The sequence below is a fragment of the Collinsella aerofaciens genome, assembly GCF_028209625.1.
GTDB classification, from domain to species: Bacteria; Actinomycetota; Coriobacteriia; order Coriobacteriales; family Coriobacteriaceae; genus Collinsella; species Collinsella aerofaciens_AM.
The window spans coordinates 1-19,713 of sequence record NZ_JAQLDU010000006.1; the positions used below are offsets into that span (position 1 = coordinate 1).

Consider the following 19,713-nt stretch of genomic DNA (forward strand, 5'->3'; position numbering starts at 1 on the left):
GAGTTTCGGAAACGGCTATTGAAAGCGTCCTAGTGTTCGCTTCTAATAAAGAAGGCCAAGATTCGGGACGCAGTTCAAAACAAACCTGTCCCCAATGCACCAAAAAGGCGCCCGGGTCACATGAATCCGGGCGCCTTCATTGTAGCTTTTCGCTCTAGCGAGCTTGATTTAGCAGGAGAAGTCGACGCTGTCGATGATGTCCTTAAGGGCCTTTGCAGAGACGGTGAGCTCATGCTGCTCGTCATCGTCCAGCGGGACGGGGACGCGGCAGACAACGCCGTCGCGGCCAACGACAGTCGGCATAGAAATGGCAAGATCGGACAGGCCATACTCGCCCACCATGAGCGAGGAGACGGGCAGAACGGTCTGCTCATCGCGCATGACGGCGGTGCAGATGCGCTTGACGGCCATGGCGACGCCATAGTAGGTGGCGTGCTTCTTCTCGATGATGGTGTAGGCGGAGTTCTTGACGTCCTCGGCGATGCGCTTCTCGGCAGCTTCATGCTCCAGATGACCGTGAAGCTCGCAGAAGGTGTTCAGCGGAACGCCGGCAACCTGGGCGCTGGACCAAGCGACAAACTCGGAGTCGCCGTGCTCGCCCATGACATAGGCCTGGACATCGCGCGGGTCAACCTCGACGTGGGCACCAAGCATCTGCTGCAGACGGCCGGTGTCGAGCACGGTGCCGGAACCGATGACGTGGCCCTCGGGCAGGCCGGACATCTTGATGGCGGCGTAGGTCAGAACATCGACCGGGTTGGAGACGATGAGCAGAATGCCGTCGAAGCCGGACTTCTTAATCTCGGGGATAATGGACTTAAAGATGTTGACGTTCTTGTTGACCAGGTCCAGGCGGGTCTCACCGGGCTTCTGAGCAGCACCAGCGGTGACGACGATCATGGCAGCGTCGGCGACATCGGAATAATCGCCGGCGTAGATCTTCATCGGCTCGGCAAACGTCATGCCGTGCGCGATATCCAGGGCCTCGCCCTCGGCGCGGTTCTTGTCCACGTCGATGAGGACCATCTCGGAGAACAGACCACTCTGCATCAGCGCGAACGCCGAAGACGAACCGACGAAACCGCAGCCGACAATAGCGACCTTCTTCTCGTTAACCATTAGAAACTCCCATCTCTCTCCACAAACAAGCCGCCCGGGAACGACCCGAGCGGCTTGCCGTAATCCCAATACATCCAATCGGGACTTTGATTATGCTCCTATTCGCAGCCAAATATCGACCGTTTACCGAAATTATTTGCAGGATTCGTAAAATAACTGCACGAAATCGGTTTCGAGCTATTGACGAGTCGAAACAGGTTTCTAATACAGACCCGCCTCGCGGATGGCCTCGACAGCCAAAGCAATCTGATCGGGCGGCAGGACCAGCGCCATGCGCACGTGTCCCTCGCCCGAAGGACCAAAGCTCGCGCCCGGCGTCACCACAACGCCGGCCTTCTCCATGAGCTCCTCGCAAAACGCCATGGAATCGGTGCGACCACCGGGAAGCTTGGCCCACACAAACATAGAGCCATGCGCGTTGGGACGCTCCCAGCCCAGGCCCTCAAGACCGTCGCACAGGGCATCGCGGCGCTCCTGGTACTTCAGACGCTGCGCCTCGACCTCATCGCGCGGACCGTTCAGGCAGGCGATAGCAGCCTTCTGGATCGGGAAGAACATACCAAAGTCGATCTGGCCGCGCAGCTTGGCAAAGGCCGAGACCACATCCTCGCGACCGACCAAAAAGCCGATACGCGCACCGGTGACGTTAAACGACTTGGAGAGCGAGAAGAACTCAACGCCCACCTCGAGCGCGCCGGGATACTGCAAGAAGCTGCCGCCCGGCTCGCCGTCGAACACAATGTCCGAGTATGCGTTGTCGTGAACGATGAGCAGGTCGTGCTCGCGGGCGAAAGCGATGACCTCCTCGTAGACCTCGGGCGTGCCCACCGAGCCCACCGGGTTGGCGGGCAGCGACACAATCATGTACTTGGCACGATCGGCCACCTCGGGATCGATACCCGCCACATAGGGCAGGTAATTGTGCTCCGCCACCAGCGGATAGTACTCGAGCTTGGCATCGGCGATCTTGGCACCCGCCTCAAAGACCGGGTAGCACGGATCGGGAACCAGGATGGTGTCACCCGGATCGAGCAGGGCCAGGCCCAAATGGCCCACGCCCTCCTGCGTGCCGTTGCACGACTGCACCATGGACGGTGTAATGCCCGAAACGCCAAAGCGACGCTCATAGTAATCGCACACGGCTTGTTTGAGTTCGGGCAGGTCGCGCAGGGCATACTTCCACATCTCGGGATCTTGGGCTGCATGCGTGAGCGCCTCGACCACATGGTCGTACGGCTTAAAGTCGGGCGTGCCCACGCTCATGTTGTAAATGGTCTTGCCCTGAGCCTTCAGCGCGAGAAGTTCGTTGTTGAGAGAGGCAAAGACCTCCGCGCCAAAGCGGTCGAGACGCTGCGATGCCTGCATGGTGCCACCTTTCGATATGAAAAACGCGGCGCTCCGACAAGAGCGCCGCGCGATACGGGCCATCAGATTGCAAAAGTGTAACGCTTGCAACCCCCGCATTGGTTCAATTTAGCCAACCTTAGTCAATTGCATTAAGCGCGTCGATCTGCGCAAGCCACAGTCGCGAGCTGGCGTCACTCGGCATACGCCAATCGCCGCGCGGACTGAGCGTCACCGAGCCCACCTTGGGACCATCGGGCAGGCAGCTGCGCTTAAACTGCTGGGCAAAGAAGCGACGATAGAACGTACGCAGCCACGTGTGAACGGTCTTGGCATCGTAGACGCCCTCGAAGCTCTTGAGCGCCATGCGGTAGATCTTGCCCGGCTCAAAGCCAAAACGCAGTAGGTAGTAGAGGAAGTAGTCGTGCAGCTCGTACGGGCCCACCAAATCCTCGGTCTTCTGCGCAATCTCGCCGTCGCCCGTGGGCGGCAGAAGCTCGGGGGACACCGGCGTATCGAGGATGTCGAGCAGCGTCTCGGCAATACGCCCGCCAAAGACATCAGCCGCATAACGCACCAGATGACGCACAAGCGTCTTGGGCACGCTCGCATTGACGGCATACATGCTCATGTGGTCTCCGTTATAGGTAGCCCAGCCGAGCGCCAGCTCCGACAGGTCGCCGGTGCCGATGACAAAGCCGCCAGCCTGGTTGGCCAAGTCCATCAGAATCTGCGTACGCTCGCGGGCTTGGCTGTTCTCGTAAGTCACGTCCTGCACGGCCGGATCGTGCTCAATGTCCTTGAAGTGCTGCTCCACGGCCGCGTGGATCGAAACCTCGCGGAAGCTCACACCCAGGTCGCGGGCAAGCGACTCGGCATTCGACTTGGTGCGATGCGTCGTGCCAAAGCCGGGCATGGAGACCGCCGTGATACCCGTGCGCGGCAGCCCTAGCGCATCGAAGGCACGCACGGTTACAAGCAGTGCCAGCGTGGAGTCCAGGCCGCCCGAAAGACCGATGACTGCAGCCTTGGTACCCGTATGGGCAAGGCGGGTCTTGAGGCCCGCAGTCTGCAGATTGAGAATAGTCTCGCAACGCTCGGCCAGATCACCGTGGTCGGCCGGCACAAAAGGCGCGCGAGGGAAGACGCGGTCGATATCGCAGGCATCGCGCAGGACAGGCTCTTCGGCCAACACGCCCTCAAACGAAAACTCAACGGTCGTGGCCTCCGGCGCATCGTCTGCGCGGGTCCACGTCGTCGAGCGACGGCGCTCGGCAACCAGGCGGTCAAGGTCAACATCGGCGACGGCCATATCGCAGGTAAGCAGTTTAGTCGCGGCGAGCTTGGAGCCGTTTTCGTAGACGAGGTTCTCGCCCGCAAAGACCATGTCGGTCGTGGACTCGCCCTCGCTCGCATCTGCATAGGCATAGGCGCAGTACAGGCGCGCGCTTTGATTAGAGATAAGGCTGCGGCGGTAATCTGCCTTACCGATAATCTCGTCCGAGGCCGACGGGTTGAGAATCACCGTCGCACCGGCAAGCGCCATCTCGGTCGAAGGGGGCGCCGGCACCCACAGGTCCTCACAGACCTCAACGCCCAGCACCAGGTCCTCGGCGCCCTCATCACAGCAACGGTAGACAAGCCCCGAACCCAGCGGGACCGGACCCTGACCGGCAAATTCAACCCACACGGAATCCGCAGGCGCCGGAGCAAACCAACGGCGCTCATAGAACTCGCCATAGTTGGGCAGATACTTCTTGGCCGTGAGGCCCAAAAGCTCGCCCGCGCAGCACACGGCGGCACAGTTGTAGATATTCTCGGCAACTGCAACGGGAAGACCGATGGTAAAGACGACCGGCAACTCACGGGTTTCATCAAGGATGTGCACAAGTGCCGCCTCGCAGGCATGCAGCAGTGTGCGGTTATGGAACAGATCGGCCGCGGTATAGCCGCACAGATTAAGCTCGGGCAACACCAACGCGCGAATGCCGCGCTCGGCAGCTCTGCGAACAGCTGCCAGCGCAACCTCGGCATTACCCTCGACATCGGCCACGCGAATCTGCGGCGACGCCGCCGCCACACGCAAAAAGCCATCGTTCTTATTAGCCGAAACGCAGCATTGCCTTGTTGATCTGGACACTGGAGGCCCCTTCTACCCTGAGATTCAGTCTAACGGACGTTCACATATCTCTAACTAGCCAAAGCAACCTCTCAGTTTACTGAGACGCCAACCTGTGCTAAGAGCATGTATTCCAAAAATATCTTTAATTAAAAAAGGAGAAATCGATAATCGACTTCTCCTTTAAGCGAGGCAAGTTAATTCCGAAACTAATGGCAGAATTAATCCATGTAGTCCTCAAAGTCGAACACTTCTACCACGACGCCCTCTTCCTGAGACTCTTTCAGTTGCTCCAAGAGATCTTTGTTAATAACGTCCATGCAGAAACCTCCTCTATCTAATCAATTGTAGTATATCTGCTTTCATGCAATTATCAACCAACTTGTTTAATTGCTCCTCGTTTGTCGATAGTCCCTCTTTTTTCAAAATGTCGCGCACCTCGTTCTTAGTAATCGGCTTTTCAAACAACGAAAGCAAAGCGAACGAAAAATCATTAACCGCACACATTCTATGGGTGGCACAACTCAGCAGTACTCTTAACCCCTCTTTTGAGCGTCCGACTTCTTTAACAAACGAACTTTTAACCAATTGAAAACCGTTATCGTGCATTACATAATCGGCATCGATATTTGTATTCAGCAATCCATAATGCAACAGTTCTTCTATCGCCCTTGTCAGCTCGAGGTCGCCCTGATCAAGAATAAGAGAAATGCTACAATCGGCCTCCAATAAACGGGCCAACTTAAGGTATACCAACTGGGAAACAGCATAGACATGATGGTATTCAGAATTATAGAAGTAGGCAAATGGCTCAACGAGCACGACAGAGGTCTTGGAATCCAGCCAGATTCGATCAGCTGGATTTAGACTAGTTAGCCGTCGCTTTACTTTGGTCAAATGTCCCTTATACCTGACAGCGTGAATAGAATCTAGGATCCAGGTCACCTCTGAAATATGAAGCCGCTGGGGCAAGTCAATTGTGTCGCTACCGTTTATGACCTCTTGCATATAAAAATCAATATGATGCTCATCAGATAAGGATTTTGCTTCATTTAAAGTTAAACCAGTGCCTGAAACATAATCCACTTCGAGGCGCAAATCCTCATATTGGGACTTCGGCATTACAGAGACACCATACTTATCGGGATGATTCCAAACATCCGACCCCATAACGAGACCAAAATTCGTAAATCCTCTCGTGGAATATGGAACACCACATACCTGTTTTGAATAATTCAAAACATTCTCTGTATAAGCTAAGGTGTTCAGAGCCTCTTCTTTAGTTTCGGTCGGAAAGCCAATCATAAAAAATAGATGAACAGGAATACCCGCATTGAGACAATCATGGACATTGCGATCAATCCAATCAACTCTCGTGTTCTTCTTCATTAGATCAAGAACTCTTTGGTTGTATGACTCGAGGCCAAACTGAATCTGCCTACATCCACTTTGGTATATCTTGTTAAAAACTTCTGTACTTAGGGTTGGAGAGAACCTCGTTTCTCCATGCCAGAAAAACGTTTTTCCCGATGCGTTTATTTCATCCGCGAGTTGCTCCATTCTTTTGCCTTCGAATGTTTCATCCACAAAAGAGAAAACTCTCGTGCCGTATTTTTCATTTAACCGACACATTATTTCAAATACTCTCGATATAGGCATCTTTCGGTAACAACCACCGGTGGCACCGGGAATGGTGCAGAAGGCGCAATGATTAAAACACTGCCTAGAGGAATAAACCGGCAATATTAACTCAGGCATGAAGTATTTAGAAAGGGCGAAGCCATCGAAATCGGGAACTGTATCGTTGATAAATGTTTGCTCAATCCGATGGTTTTTATATATCTTTCCACCTTTAGCATGGCAAAGGTTTGGAACACAGTCGAGATTGTCATCACCAGAGTCAAGAGCCTCAAGAAGACGTGCAAGCGGCTCTTCGCCGTCATACATCATTATCGAATCAATGTATTCAAAAAAGGGATGCCATTCTTTCATGCAGTCATCTGCTAAACGAGTAATGTAATTGCCGCCCAATGAGACGTGTTTAACAGATGGACATTCTTCCTTAATCAGTTTCGCTAACGTAACTGCAGAAATCAATTGGAAACAGCCGCTCACCGAAATCCCAATAAACTCGAATTATTCCCTCTGAATACGCTTAAGAAAGGCAGTTTCATAGAAGGAAATAAACGGATTATGCAAGGTATCCGCAAGCGATTTCATTATTTCTGGTGTCGAATAATAATCATAGGGCAGATCTATGGAGTTGAACGTGTATTTAACTCCATATGAGACGTGATTTATGATATAGAGTGCATTTCTAAAAATGTTTTCAGCATATTGTCTTTCTTTTAGATTAAAGTATCTCTTCGATCTGAAAATATCTTTTGCCTCGTCAACATTAAGTGCCGACTTTTGTATCAACTCGATTGTTAATTGAACATTCGAACTAAACGAATCCTTTGATTCCCGATACCTTTTACAGCACTCTTCGACATGTCTAAAAGATAGGAGGTCATCGTAAAATTCCACGTTTAAGTCAACAATGTCAACTTTGTATTGTTCAACCTCTTGAAGATATGACTTCAAAACAGGCAAGGCAAGATACGGCCCCACTGGACTCCATCCTGGGGGAAATACTAAAAGCGTTTAGGCATATCAACGTCACATCTTTCGCAAATAATTCAATTGAAACACAACTACCATCATAATTGAAAATACACCAAGTCCTGTAACGAGAATTGAGAACATCGCGATGCTCGTGAACAGCGAAACAAGAAGTGTTGAAATAACAACAGCAACCGATTGCAAAGACTCCCTAATTGAAAACAGGCTTATCGATTCAGATCCGTCTCTCGCCAAATCCTGCAGCGATGTTATGAGAAGCACATCTTGAATGGCGTTTCCGGCACCGACGATAAAAAGGAAAATAAACGATATCCCAGACGCATAGCGATAGCCAAACGCCAGATACGCACCGAGCGCAAGATACGTCACAAAACAATATGATTTAACGCAATCGGAACCACTGATTAAACGACCATATATTGTATTTCCGAACAACAGTCCGATTGTAAGACTACTCTGAAGGAATCCGTATTGTATCGATGACGAGTCAAATTGCAATTGCGCTATAGCTGGCAAAAGAGAATTCAGAGAGCCGAATGCCACGCCACTAGAAATATCGATTAATAGGAAACCAATTGCCAAGTGCTTCGCGCTAAGATCACTAAATGCAGTCCTGTTTTTTTCATTTTTGCTTATTCCCTCTTTATCATTAACCTCGATAACCGACGGAACATCTCGCAGCAACCAGAACGACGCGGCAAAAGAAAGCGCGTCTAATGCAAGAACAGCCTCCGCCCCAAATTGAGCGACAACAAAACCGCCGGCAACTGGCCCCAGAACCATCATCAAATTCTGCAGGAACCCAAACGAATTATTAATTACGTCGCGATTGATACTATTCGTATTGGCTCTTAACAACGAGTAAAAGCAGGGCATTTCTACCGTTCGGCAAAGCGATACCGCGCACGTAATAGCAAACATACTCCATTTACTATCAACAAAAATATAGCAAACGAATAATCCCGCGCGAATTAAGTCTGCCAATCTCATGGCCTGCAGTGTCCCGATACCCATCTTCTGAGGCAGCTGCGCGAGCGCAACTGAAAACAGAGAGGGGGCAAATCTGCAGCAGACCATCAAAGCAGTTGCAGAAACATCGTGAGTTACCTCGTAAATCAGCATTGGCAAAGCAATATTCGCACACCAATTGCCTATTTCGCTTATCCCTCTAGCAATATATAGGACCCGAACCGGACGGCTAGCTCTCAATACCGTGAACATCACGATTAACCTCGTATTTCAGGCCTCGTTCATCCCTTAATAGGAATCCATAATCAACCAAGTACCGCCTCAACACGGCATAATCAGGATAGAGCTGTGACAGCACACGATTAACCTGAAGCTCCGTATAACTTGTATTTAATTCAAAGAAAGAGACGGCCCATAGCAGCATGATTCTTTTATAGCTTTCCTTTTTTGGAATTGAAACCAGCTCGCCATTCTTGAGAAATCGTTTTTTAAAGTCTATTAGCTCATCCATTCACATCCTCCATTTCATACGCATCTAATACTAAAAATGCATACGCTTTAGGTCATCGCATTCAGCTTCTTTATTCGAACTAAACTCGAACTAATCTAAATTATTTGCTCAGACACTCTTCGAAAGCTCGTTTTTCACTCTGAGTAAAATGCCCTTCCCAGTCAGTCCACGAACAGGAAGGCAACTCACAACGAGCGGAGTCGAAGCCCTCTGCCGTCGGTCGCTCAAAATGCACGATAACCTTTTCAATATCGCCATCTGTAATCAGGTCAGAATGAATGACCTCGGTTCCATCTTCGAATGTCATATACGGGTACATCACGTAAACCACCTCGCAAACATAAATCCAGTTTAGCATCAAGCTATTGCACCAAAGACAGCAGGCCCCCTTGATGAGTTGATGGTATCTGTTAAATGTCACGTATGATTCACATCTGGTGGGTACCCTGATGGCTACACGAAACGAAGCAGATTTACACCGGGAGGACCCCGTATGACAACCAAGTACACCGACGCGCCGCGCACGCGCGTCATGACGCCGGCATCGCTCAACAACGGCGTGCACGAGAACCATTCCATCGGACAGACCATGGCCATCGCGCCCAAAAAGGGCCTGTTCGATGACATTTCCATTCCCCAGATCATCGCCGGCGCCGCAGCTGCCGCCACGAGCGTGGCGCTTGCCTCCAAGATTGGTATCGCTGGTTCAGTAATTGGTGCCGCCGTGAGCTCGGTCATCACCGTTGTGTCCTCGCAGGTCTACCGCCACTTTATCTCTGCCAGCGCCGAAGCCCTCAAAGGTACGCACGCCGCCGTCGACTACCCCGCCGGCGCCTATGAGCCCGTTGAGCTTAATGCCGAGGAGCACCTGGGCGGCGCCGCGACTACGCAGGAGATGCGTCAGGTCGCGGGACGCGCGACCACGGCGCGCGTCGCCCCCAACAGCCTGCGCGCCAAGGCGGCGGAAGAGCGCAGCCAGACGCAAAAGAAGGTCATCATCTTCTCGATCGCCATCGCCATCGTCGCGGTTATCGCCTGCGCCGGCGCCATCCTTATAACCACCGCCGGTGAGGGTCTGGGCGAGCGCCCCGAGCCAATCCTTTCGTCGCGCACGACCGAGCAAGACGCGGACAGCGCCGGCCAATCGCAAAGCCAGCAGAACGACTCACAGGCCAACTCCGCACCCACCGATTCTTCCTCGACCACCCCTGATCAGTCGCAAGGCACCGATTCCTCTTCGAACAGCGGCGGCACACAATCCGGAACGACCGACTCCAGCCAAACGACCGACGGCTCTCAGCAGAGCACGGGTGACCAGACGAGCGGCAATGCATCGGGCACGGGCTCAACCGACAACAGCAACACAAACAGCTCGAGCGGAACCGCATCCGGCACGGCATCCGACAGCTCGAGCCAAGGCACGACATCGGGCAACTAAGCACGATCGCCTCTCACAGATAACCGACCTGTATAACGGGCGCGAACCGGCAACGGTCGCGCCCGTTTGCTTTGGGCGCCGAGGTGGCAAGCCCTGCGCGATGGTAAGATGCTTTGGTGTGTAAAGAGGAGATTTGCCATGAGCAAGACAATAGTTAAGCCCACGCTATCGCTGGGCAACCACATCTATCTGTATCGCCTGCTGCGCGATGCGATTGGATGCGGCAAGCAAACGTTTATGACACAGGTCGAGGAGACACTCGCCGCTGGCGATATGACCGCTTATGACCTGGGCTTCGAGTCCACGCGCGAGCTGCTCGAGGAACTCGACGACTGCATTAAGCTGACCGTCTTTAAGGGCGGACGTCTGTATGCCACCGTCATCGCCAATGAGGCCTGGGATGCTGCCCTTGCCAAGGGCGAGGACAAGCCCAAGGCCGCCAAGGGCGCCAAGCAGTCCTACAAAAAGAAAAAGCGCGGCGAGAAGGACCTGAAGGCCGTGCGTCCCAAGCACGTTAAGCGTCCCGAGCCCGAGTCCGTGGCCGAAGTCGCTCCGGAGCCCGAGCCCGAGGTAGAGGCTGAAGTCACTGCTGAAGTAACGGCAGAGGTCGAAACTGAAATCGCTGCCACGACCGAGCCCGAAGTCATGGCTGAGCAGGAAGCCGCCGTTGAGCTCAACGAGGTTCCCAAGTCGAAAGCCGAAGAAACCGCCGGCCAACCCGAGACGCCTGCGTTCCAAAACAGCGATGTCTTTGGCGACAACGCCGAGGACGACCAGTCCGACGAGCCCGCGAATCAAGACGCTACCGAGGCGACGCCGGAACCCGAGACGCCGCAGCCCGCCATCTCGCTCACGGTTGTCTATGACCCCGAGAACGCCAACGCCGGCATCACCACCATGGTATCCACGCCGGTCGAGGCAAAGTCGAGCGTCGAGAATGAGAACGCGACGCAGGTTGAGGTTGAAACCGCAGTTGCAGACGCACCCGTCACCGTGAAGCCCGCAGATTCCGAGATCAAGCCGAAAGTAACGCCGGAGCCCGCACCCGTCATCGAATCCATGCCCGCCGCCGCTTGCGACCAAATACCCGCATCCGCACCGGCTTCGCTACCCGCAGCGGCCCCAGCCCCCGCACCTGCAGCGCCCGCCATCCCCAAGGACTTCCCCGTCGATTTCGCAACCGAGGTCTTCTGCCCCGGCCCGCTTCTGCACCAGTTGTCGACCTATCTCCCCTACGGCGCCGACACGCTCGGCATCGTCGGCGAGTACTACTGGATCGCCCGCGAGCGCGGTACCATCGAGGCCGCGCGAAACCGCGCAAGCTTCCCCCTGCGCTACACGCAGGCCGGCGAGCGCCACGAAGTCACCGTGCGCATCCGCCGCAACACCACCGGCGGTCTCGGAGCCACCTGGACCATCGACAAGGTTGAAGAATCCAACGAATAGCAAAACGCGGCGAACGTCACAAAAACGTTCACCGCGTTTTTATTCTCTCAGGTTGAGCAAAAGTCAGCGAAAACGCCCCTAAGCGAGCAAGGTGACGTGAAAGAGGAGGGAAGCGTACTTTGGTACGCGACCGACGATTGAACGTCAGATTGCCGCTTAGGGGCGTTTGCAGCGTCAACTCGTTACGCGGTTTGGAAAAACCGCGTAACAAAACTAGTCACGCGTCAGCTTGCGGTGGATACGATGCGGCTGGGCTGCGTCCTCGCCCAGGCGCTCGATGCGATTGGCCTGGTAGGCCTCAAAGTTGCCCTCGAACCAATACCAGTTGCCCGGATTCTCGTCGGTGCCCTCCCACGCCAGAATGTGCGTGGCGACGCGGTCCAGGAACATACGGTCGTGGCTAATGACCACCGAGCAGCCCGGGAACTCGAGCAGCGCCGCCTCGAGCGAGGACAGCGTCTCGACGTCGAGGTCGTTCGTGGGCTCGTCGAGGAGCAGCAGGTTGCCGCCCTGCTTGAGCGTAAGCGCCAAGTTCAGACGGTTGCGCTCGCCACCGGAGAGTACGCCAGCGCGCTTCTGCTGGTCCTGGCCCTTAAAGCCAAAGCTCGCCACGTACGCGCGGCTCGGAACCTCGGTCTCGCCGACCATCATGTGGTCCAGGCCGTCCGAGACGACCTCCCACAGGTTCTTATCGGGGTCGATGCCGGAACGGTTCTGGTCGACGTAAGAAATCTTGACGGTCTCGCCCACCTCGAGCTCACCCGAAGTCAGCGGCTCCAGACCCACAATCGTCTTGAACAGCGTGGTCTTACCGACACCGTTGGGGCCGATGACGCCCACGATGCCGTTGCGCGGCAGGGTGAACGAAAGGTCATCGATGAGCACGCGGCCATCGAACTCCTTGTGCAGATGATGGGCCTCGAGCACCTTGTTGCCCAAACGCGGGCCCACAGGGATGCGGATGTCGGTCCAGTCGAGCTTCTGGCTGGCGCGGGCCTCGGCCTCCATCTCCTCGTAGCGAGCCAGACGGGCCTTGTTCTTGGCCTGACGGGCCTTGGGCGAGCTGCGTACCCACTCGAGCTCGGCCTCCATGCGCTTGGCGAGCTTGGCGTCGCGGTTACCCTGAGCCTCGATACGGGCGGCCTTGGTCTCCAGATACGTGGAGTAGTTGCCCTTGTAGGGATAAAGGTGGCCGCGGTCGACCTCGCAGATCCACTCGGCAACGTTATCCAAGAAGTAGCGATCGTGCGTGACGGCAAGCACCGCGCCCTGGTAGTTGTGCAGGAAGTGCTCGAGCCACAGGATCGACTCGGCGTCCAGGTGGTTCGTGGGCTCGTCGAGCAGCAGCAGGTCGGGAGCTTCGAGCAGTAGCTTGCACAGGGCCACGCGGCGACGCTCGCCGCCAGAGAGCACGTTAACCGGCATGTCGGAATCGGGCAGCTGCAGGGCGTCCATGGCCTGGCCGAGCTTGGAATCGATATCCCAGCCGTCGGCGGTGTCGATCTCGTCCTGGAGCTTGCCCATCTCGGCCATGAGGGCGTCCATGTCGCAGTCCGGGTCGCACATCTCCTCACCGATCTTGTTGAAGCGATCGACCTTGGCGATCATGTCGCCAAACGCCATGCGCACGTTCTCGATGACGGTCTTGTCGTCATCGAGCGGCGGCTCCTGCTGCAGGATGCCCACGGTGTAGCCGGGGGTAAGCCTGGCATCGCCGTTGGAGACTTCCTCGATACCGGCCATAATCTTGAGCAGGGTCGACTTACCCATGCCGTTGGGGCCCACGACGCCGATCTTGGCCCCGGGGTAGAAGCTCAGGGTCACGTCGTCAAGGATTACCTTGTCGCCATGGGCCTTGCGAGCCTGATACATCTGGTAGATAAACTCTGCCATTTGCCTGTTCTATCCTTTCTACCTGCTGTTTCCCTATTCTTGTTTCGCTTTAGTGGAAACGAAATGAGGAAACCAGCTCTGAAACTTAACGAAAAAGGGGCATGGTTGCCCACGCCCCCTAATACTACCTGGGAAAAGTCCCCCGGAACATACTATGAACTGCGTACGCTAGTTTTCCGCAACCTTAGCGAGCGGCTCGCTGCGATTTGCGCCACAGCAGATACGAATAGACGTAGGCAGCTCCAGCTGAACCAAACGCCAGAACCGCAATCACCGCGGCGACGACTTCACTCGAAAGCACGCTGCCCGCCACGCCCATCACAATCAGGCCAACGCCCAGCACCATAAAGCAGGCACCGCCAAAGCGCTGCGTACGGCGCCAGTTCTCGGGATCGGCAAGCGCCCAGGGCGTCTTGATACCGAGCGTATAGTTCTGCTTCACACGCGGCAAGTAGTTGCCTACGCCGATGAACAGCAAACCGATGGCACCGGAAATCAGCACGTTGACCGAACCGAACGCCGGCACCACGCCCCAGACCGTAAGCTCACCCAACCAGCTTATGGCACACATGAACAAGGTGAAGGCGATTACGAAGCCCTGATAGAACTTGCCCGAGGTTCGATATGCCTCACCTTTGGGGTCAATGCGTGGCACCACGTAGAACATTGCAAGAAGTGCCAGAGGCAGCACGCCGAGCGCGGAGGCCATCCAGCTAGGGCCCCAACCGTCGACGGCGCCGTTCGCTCCCCAGTGCGTGGGAATCTGTGCAGGCAAGCTCGGCATCACCATAAGGTGCGCCGCGACATTAATAGCGCAGACCACAACAAGCATGGCCCATACACGCGGCGATACCCCCGTGGCGTGAATGCCCTTGTTTTCGTTATTCATCCTCATCACCTTCAGTGTCTGTAAAGCCCATAAACCAGCCAATCAAGTCCTGCATGACGGTGGTGTTTAAGCTGTAAACGATGTTTTGGCCATGGCGCTCGTCGGTCACCAACCCGGCGTTTTTGAGCGTCGCCAAATGATGGCTAAGCGACGGTTTGCTGATGTCAAAATGCTCGGCAAGCTCCCCGGCCGTGCAATTGCCCTCGCGCAGCAGTTCCAAAATGCGCCGCCGCGTTGGATCGGCCAGCGCTTTAAATCCCTCTCCCGGCATAGAACCTCCTCTCACTTTCTTTCACGACGTGCACACTATACTCATTATTTAGATGTTTGTCTAATTATCTAATAGCAATGTTATGTATAGAACATTCGTTCGTTTTTAGATACAATGGGTCCAGAAGCAGATGGGCCAGCTCCCTCTTCCCAAGAAGGAGATGGACTATGAGTATTAACGATGTCCTAACGTTGTTATTGCTTGTAATCGCGGCTGTGGAACTCGGCATCCACATTGGAGGTCGAATGAAATAGCCGCCCCCGCGTAATGCGAAGACGGCCACTTCTCACGCCATAAACGTGTTTCGGAGTTGGCTAACCCGCGGCAACGGGTGCCATCTGCTTCATCTTATGCGAATCCCTGCCTCATTTCAACAAGCCCCTAGGGCTCAAATGGGATCGCGATAATACCTATAATGGCGATAGCTAAACCACGACCCGCTTCCCCATCGGAGGATATCTATGACCGAAACCGCTGCGGCTCCCATCGAGACACGCGACACCAAACTCGAGATCATCATGGGCCGTGAGGCACTCGATAGACTCGCCAACGCCACGGTGTTGGTGCTCGGCTGCGGAGGCGTGGGCTCTAACTGCTGCGAGGCACTTGTCCGCGGCGGCATCGGTCATTTTGTGATTCTGGACAAGGATATCGTCGCGCCCAGCAATATCAATCGCCAGGCCATCGCCTTTCACAGCACCGTCGGCAAGCGCAAGGTGGACGTGATGGAAGCCATGATCCACGATATCAATCCCGCCGCCAGCGTTATCAAACGCACCGAATACCTGCTGAGCGACAATATCGATGATTTCTTCGCGAGCGTTTTGGAGCAGACGGGTGGCAAGCTCGACTACGTCGTCGACGCCATCGACACCATCTCGGCCAAGCTCACCATTGCCAAATATGCTCAAGACCACGACATTCGTTTGGTTAGCTCTATGGGCGGGGCCAACAAGCTCCATCCCGAGTGCCTGCGTTTTGCCGACATCTTCGATACGGTACGTGACCCCATGAGCCGCATTATGCGCAAAGAATGTAAGAAGCGCGGAATCAAAAGCCTACATGTTCTGTTTAGCTGCGAGGAATCGGTTAAGACACAGCCCCGCGACCCTTCCAACATCCACGAGCGTACCGAGCTGGGAACCGCGAGCTTTATGCCGCCTATCATGGGTCAGATGATCGCTGGCGAGGTTATCCGCCAGATCAGCGGGCGCGGCACCGAACGCGTACGCTCCGATGGCCAGCGCCTGGACTAGCAGGATGCCCTGCGATGGAACCGCGATTCTTTGACACGCATTGTCATCTTGATTTGATGCTCAGCCCCGATGCTGCAGCCAGTGAGTCGGCGGCGTTGGGTCTGGGGCTCTTTGACTGCGGGGTCGACCCACGCGACTTCGCGGCAGCAAAAAAGCGGGCCAGCCGCTACCCAAACATTATCGCGGGCGCCGGCCTCCATCCCTGGTGGCTCGCCGACGGCCGCTGCGGTCCTGCCGAAGTCAATCTGCTTTGCGAAGTTGCTGACCAAGAGCGCTATATCGGCGAGATCGGGCTCGACTTTTCCGCACGCTTTGCTGGAAGCGAGCCGTTACAAATACAAGCACTTGAACGGCTCTGCGATGCACTTGTGCAGCATCCTCTTGCCGGGCGCGTGATATCAATTCACGCCGTTCGTTCGGCAGGAACCGTACTGGACGTCCTCGAGTCGCACGGATTGCTCGCCCCAAGGCCCGACTCCCCCGCTATCATCTTCCACTGGTTTAGCGGCACCTCGGACGAACTCGTCCGCGCGCGTAATGCGGGCTGCTTTTTTTCCGTCAACGAACGCATGCTCGCCACCAAGCGCGGTCGTGAATACGCACGACAGATTCCACTCGACCGTCTACTGCTCGAGACCGATGCGCCAGCCCAGCCGCAAGCAGATGCAAACGCACAGCAGCTCATCACATCGCTGAAAAGCGTCTCCCGGCACATCGCCGAACTTAAAAACCGCTCCGTGGGGGGCGTCGAATCGATCGTTTTAGGAAATTCGCACTCCATGTTTGACTTCCGCTGACCCCGGTGGGCAAAAAACATCAAATATGAGTACTGTTGCAAAGCTAGTAGCATTATTTTGCGACATAAGAATGCCTTGATAATGAACGGATGTACATTATCAAGGCATTCTTGCATTGTGCTAGGCGCATTTGCAGGTTTTAATCGCCCACAGACACTCGATTAGGGCCTCAAAGGACTGATTTCGCTGTTACTAAATTAGTGACAGTACTCATATTTGGCATTTTTTGCACACCGAGCCCCGGGGAGGCGCCTGCACCTCCCCGGGACCGCTCGGCTATTCGACGATTGGTGCTCCGTGGCCCCAAGAACCTTCCATGCCGCACACGGTCGAGGCAAACCCAGCAGCAAAGTCGAGCGCGCGCTCGATGGCCTCGGCGCCATCCTCACCACGCTTGGCGGAATCGAGATAGCACATCAAAAACGAGGTGAGGAACGAGTCGCCCGCCCCCATGGTGTCCTTCATGTCCGTTACCGGTTTAGCCAGCTGGCGGTAATAACGCTCGCCGTCGTAAGCAATGCAGCCCTCGGCGCCCGCCGTAGCCGACACAAAACGCGGACCCAAGCCCTTCACCCATGCCAGACGCTCGTGAATCTCGTCCTCACTCGCGGCATCCGCCGCACTAAAGAAAGCGAAATCGACGTAGGGCGCAATCTGCTCGTAGTACTCGTCGGTGGAGTCGTCCGAAAAGTCAAAAGAGACCGTGACGCCCGCAGCCTTCAACTTGGGCAGCTCGCGCTCGGTAAAGCAATAGTTGCCCGAATGAACCACATCGAACTGCTTCATGTACGCAAGGTCAAAGCGATCGAGGACATAGCGCGCATCGCCACGGATACCGCCCTCGTTGGAGCCAAGGAAGACACGGTCACCGTCAACGACGGTCACGCGAGCCGCTCCGTTCTCGCCAATCATCTGCTCGCACTTGTCAAGCTCGATACCCTCATCCTCGAGGCTTGCAATGACATGCTCGGCAGCGGCGTCATTGCCAAAAATGCCCATGTATGCAGAGCGTGCGGCACCGCATTTCTTGGCATAAACGGCGAAGTTCACCGCATTGCCGCCAGGATACATGGTGTGGATATGCTCGTAGCGATCGACGACGTTGTCGCCAAATCCGAGCGCGTTAACGTTAAATGCCATGGCCTTTGTCCCTCTAGTACTCGACGACGCCCATGTAGCGACGGAAATCGGGATCGTGATCAAACACCTTGCCGCGTGCAGCACGCAGCTCGCAGTTCATGGCGTAGAACAGCACCGGGTCCAGATAAGCACGGACGCTCGCCGGTACGGCTTCCATACCGTACTCCTTGGCATCGAGCACCATCAGCGTATCGGTATGCGTCTTAAGGAACGCCAGGGCGCGCTCGTCCATAGCACGGCACTCGCTGGAGCCCATCTGCAGGAAGTAAAAAACGCCATCCTGAGTAGCCTCGAAGGGGCCATGGAAGTACTCGGCAGAGTGGATGTAGCTGCAGTGCTGCCACTGCATCTCCATAAGAGAGCAGATAGCGAAACCGTAGGTCTGGCTAAAGTTGGGACCGCTGCCCAGAATGTAGAAGAACTCGTGCTCCTGGCAAAGCTTGGCAAAACGATCGCCCAGCTCGGCATTTACCTTCTCACGTGCCGGGGGAAGGATCTTATCCATCTCGGCGATACCGGCATACATATCGGCAAGATCGGCGTAGCCCTCCTGCTGATCGAGTAGCTCGGCCGCAAGCGACAGCGAAATGCCAGCGGGGACCTCGGCCTGCGGCACGCCCTCGCCCCACGGGTAGACCCACGTGGTCCACTTGCCGGAGTCAATCTTGGATCCAGCGTTGTCGGTCTGGGCGATCATCGTAGCGCCGGCAGCAAGGGCAATCTCGCAGCCCTCGACGACCTCGGGGGTGTTGCCACTGTGGCTGCAAGCAATGACCAGGGACTTCTCGCCCAGACGGCGCGGGCGCATGATATCAAACTCGCGAGCCGTATAGATATACGAAGTGAAGGTGGTTGCCTCGCGCTGCAGAAGCTCATGAGCCGGGATCAAATCGATCATGGAGCCACCGCAAGCAATCCAGTAGACGCTGTCGAACTTGCCCTTCTCGGCAATTGCCTCTTTGATCAGATCGTGTGCGTTCATATCCAGTTCCTTTCTTGTTTGGTCCGCAATCAATGACGTTGGTTACGTGGCCGATAGTTGTTTTAGTCAATCAGATATTTCTCGAATGCGGCCATGTTCTTGGCATCTGCCGCCGCCGGGTCATCGTAGTAACGACCGTCCGTGATTTCCTGGCCCAGCATGCCGTCGAAACCATGGGCGTTGAGCGTGGCGACGAAGGCGTCCATATCGTGCTTGCCATCGCCCCACACCAGATGGCCATACGGGTCACCGTCGATAAAGTGCATCTCGTGAATTGCCCCATCACCAAAGGCGGCAAACCAGTCCTCGAGCGTCTCGCCCGCAACGCCCATCGCGGTTGTATCAACCATGGGCTGTAAGTACGGGCTCGCGACCTCGTCAATCATACGCTTCGCATCGGAAACCGTCGTCACAAGGTTGCTCTCCTCGGGACGCAGGCTTTCCATCGTAAGCACCAGACCGTGCTCGCCGGCATACTCCGCCAGAATGGACAAGTGCTCGCGGCTGCGCTTCCAGGCTTCCTCGCGGTCCTCGTCCCAGTCGCCCCAGCCCGAATTGACGGACATACGGTCACACCCAAGTACCTCGGCAAGCTCAATGCCGTGCTTAAAGTACGCCAGGCTGCGCTGTTCATGCAGCGGTTTGCGTGCACAGTACTGCCAAGGATAGACAACATTCTCGGGGCACAGAGTACGATACCTAAGTCCACGGTCTGCAGCCTTTTTCGCCAGGACCTCAGCCTCAAAGTAGCCCGTGTGGTCGAGCGTCACATGCGGCTCCGCACACCACAGCTCAATGGACTCAAAGCCCAAGCGCTGCTGCACATCAAGGAAGTAATCGAGCGACCACATGATGTAGTGGATATTCATGCCCGCAATCTGCTCGCGGCGCAGCGTCGGTTTGGATTCAGGCAT

17 protein-coding genes are annotated in these 19,713 nt (G+C 55.4%); 4 read left to right on the top strand and 13 right to left on the bottom strand.

Going from position 1 to position 19,713, the window contains the following annotated elements:
- Positions 1–168 precede the first annotated feature (168 nt).
- From PMW70_RS03955 to PMW70_RS03985, 7 genes are all read right to left on the bottom strand, one after another.
- The gene (locus tag PMW70_RS03955; protein ID WP_215693637.1) at positions 169–1,119 is read right to left on the bottom strand and encodes an L-lactate dehydrogenase; all 951 of its coding nucleotides are present in this window, start codon (positions 1,117–1,119) and stop codon (positions 169–171) included.
- A 201-nt stretch (positions 1,120–1,320) separates the two neighbouring features.
- Positions 1,321–2,484, bottom strand: coding sequence for a pyridoxal phosphate-dependent aminotransferase (locus PMW70_RS03960; RefSeq protein WP_118260583.1), 1,164 nt, complete (start codon positions 2,482–2,484; stop codon positions 1,321–1,323).
- A gap of 118 nt (positions 2,485–2,602) precedes the next feature.
- A complete protein-coding gene (locus PMW70_RS03965; RefSeq protein ID WP_271743944.1) occupies positions 2,603–4,603 on the bottom strand; it encodes an NAD(+) synthase in 2,001 nt (666 codons plus the stop codon).
- A 312-nt stretch (positions 4,604–4,915) separates the two neighbouring features.
- Positions 4,916–6,679 carry a B12-binding domain-containing radical SAM protein gene (locus tag PMW70_RS03970; RefSeq protein WP_271743945.1) on the bottom strand — a complete coding sequence of 588 codons (1,764 nt, stop codon included), beginning with the start codon at positions 6,677–6,679 and terminating at the stop codon, positions 4,916–4,918.
- A 564-nt stretch (positions 6,680–7,243) separates the two neighbouring features.
- Complete coding sequence (locus PMW70_RS03975; RefSeq protein WP_082435530.1) at positions 7,244–8,428, bottom strand: MFS transporter; 1,185 nt, start codon at positions 8,426–8,428, stop codon at positions 7,244–7,246.
- A complete protein-coding gene (locus PMW70_RS03980) occupies positions 8,406–8,687 on the bottom strand; it encodes a DUF2087 domain-containing protein (protein WP_055251466.1) in 282 nt (93 codons plus the stop codon). Before PMW70_RS03980 ends, PMW70_RS03975 begins: the two co-directional genes overlap by 23 nt.
- 100 nt (positions 8,688–8,787) lie before the next feature.
- Positions 8,788–8,994: a hypothetical protein gene (locus PMW70_RS03985; protein WP_271743946.1), complete on the bottom strand. Its 207-nt coding sequence runs from the start codon at positions 8,992–8,994 to the stop codon at positions 8,788–8,790.
- A 186-nt stretch (positions 8,995–9,180) separates the two neighbouring features.
- Here PMW70_RS03985 and PMW70_RS03990 point away from each other — a divergent pair, with 186 nt between their 5' ends.
- Positions 9,181–10,125 carry a hypothetical protein gene (locus PMW70_RS03990; RefSeq protein WP_117758546.1) on the top strand — a complete coding sequence of 315 codons (945 nt, stop codon included), beginning with the start codon at positions 9,181–9,183 and terminating at the stop codon, positions 10,123–10,125.
- Positions 10,126–10,263: 138 nt separating this feature from the next.
- A complete protein-coding gene (locus PMW70_RS03995; RefSeq protein ID WP_271743947.1) occupies positions 10,264–11,571 on the top strand; it encodes a hypothetical protein in 1,308 nt (435 codons plus the stop codon).
- A gap of 213 nt (positions 11,572–11,784) precedes the next feature.
- On the opposite strand, the gene ettA is transcribed toward PMW70_RS03995, so the two are convergent.
- The 3 genes from ettA to PMW70_RS04010 all read right to left on the bottom strand — a co-directional run bounded on the left by ettA (position 11,785) and on the right by PMW70_RS04010 (position 14,624).
- Positions 11,785–13,464 carry an energy-dependent translational throttle protein EttA gene (gene ettA, locus PMW70_RS04000; RefSeq protein WP_118094517.1) on the bottom strand — a complete coding sequence of 560 codons (1,680 nt, stop codon included), beginning with the start codon at positions 13,462–13,464 and terminating at the stop codon, positions 11,785–11,787.
- A gap of 184 nt (positions 13,465–13,648) precedes the next feature.
- Positions 13,649–14,353, bottom strand: coding sequence for an SdpI family protein (locus PMW70_RS04005; RefSeq protein WP_271743948.1), 705 nt, complete (start codon positions 14,351–14,353; stop codon positions 13,649–13,651).
- Positions 14,346–14,624 carry an autorepressor SdpR family transcription factor gene (locus tag PMW70_RS04010; protein ID WP_117776433.1) on the bottom strand — a complete coding sequence of 93 codons (279 nt, stop codon included), beginning with the start codon at positions 14,622–14,624 and terminating at the stop codon, positions 14,346–14,348. The genes PMW70_RS04005 and PMW70_RS04010 overlap by 8 nt, the downstream gene beginning before the upstream one ends.
- A 461-nt stretch (positions 14,625–15,085) precedes the next feature.
- Between PMW70_RS04010 and PMW70_RS04015 the strand changes: the two genes are divergently transcribed.
- Together PMW70_RS04015 and PMW70_RS04020 are read left to right on the top strand one after the other, a co-directional pair.
- Entirely contained in the window at positions 15,086–15,880 is a 795-nt protein-coding gene (locus tag PMW70_RS04015) for a tRNA threonylcarbamoyladenosine dehydratase (RefSeq protein ID WP_271743949.1), read from the top strand.
- Between the two features lie 14 nt (positions 15,881–15,894).
- Entirely contained in the window at positions 15,895–16,677 is a 783-nt protein-coding gene (locus PMW70_RS04020) for a TatD family hydrolase (protein ID WP_271743950.1), read from the top strand.
- Between the two features lie 276 nt (positions 16,678–16,953).
- Here PMW70_RS04020 and PMW70_RS04025 read toward each other — a convergent pair whose 3' ends face one another.
- The 3 genes from PMW70_RS04025 to PMW70_RS04035 form a co-directional block, all read right to left on the bottom strand.
- A complete protein-coding gene (locus tag PMW70_RS04025; RefSeq protein ID WP_271743951.1) occupies positions 16,954–17,817 on the bottom strand; it encodes a PfkB family carbohydrate kinase in 864 nt (287 codons plus the stop codon).
- A 13-nt stretch (positions 17,818–17,830) separates the two neighbouring features.
- Entirely contained in the window at positions 17,831–18,799 is a 969-nt protein-coding gene (locus tag PMW70_RS04030; RefSeq protein ID WP_271743952.1) for an SIS domain-containing protein, read from the bottom strand.
- Between the two features lie 62 nt (positions 18,800–18,861).
- On the bottom strand, positions 18,862–19,713 hold the full coding sequence (locus PMW70_RS04035) for a sugar phosphate isomerase/epimerase family protein (protein WP_117840177.1): 852 nt from the start codon (positions 19,711–19,713) through the stop codon (positions 18,862–18,864).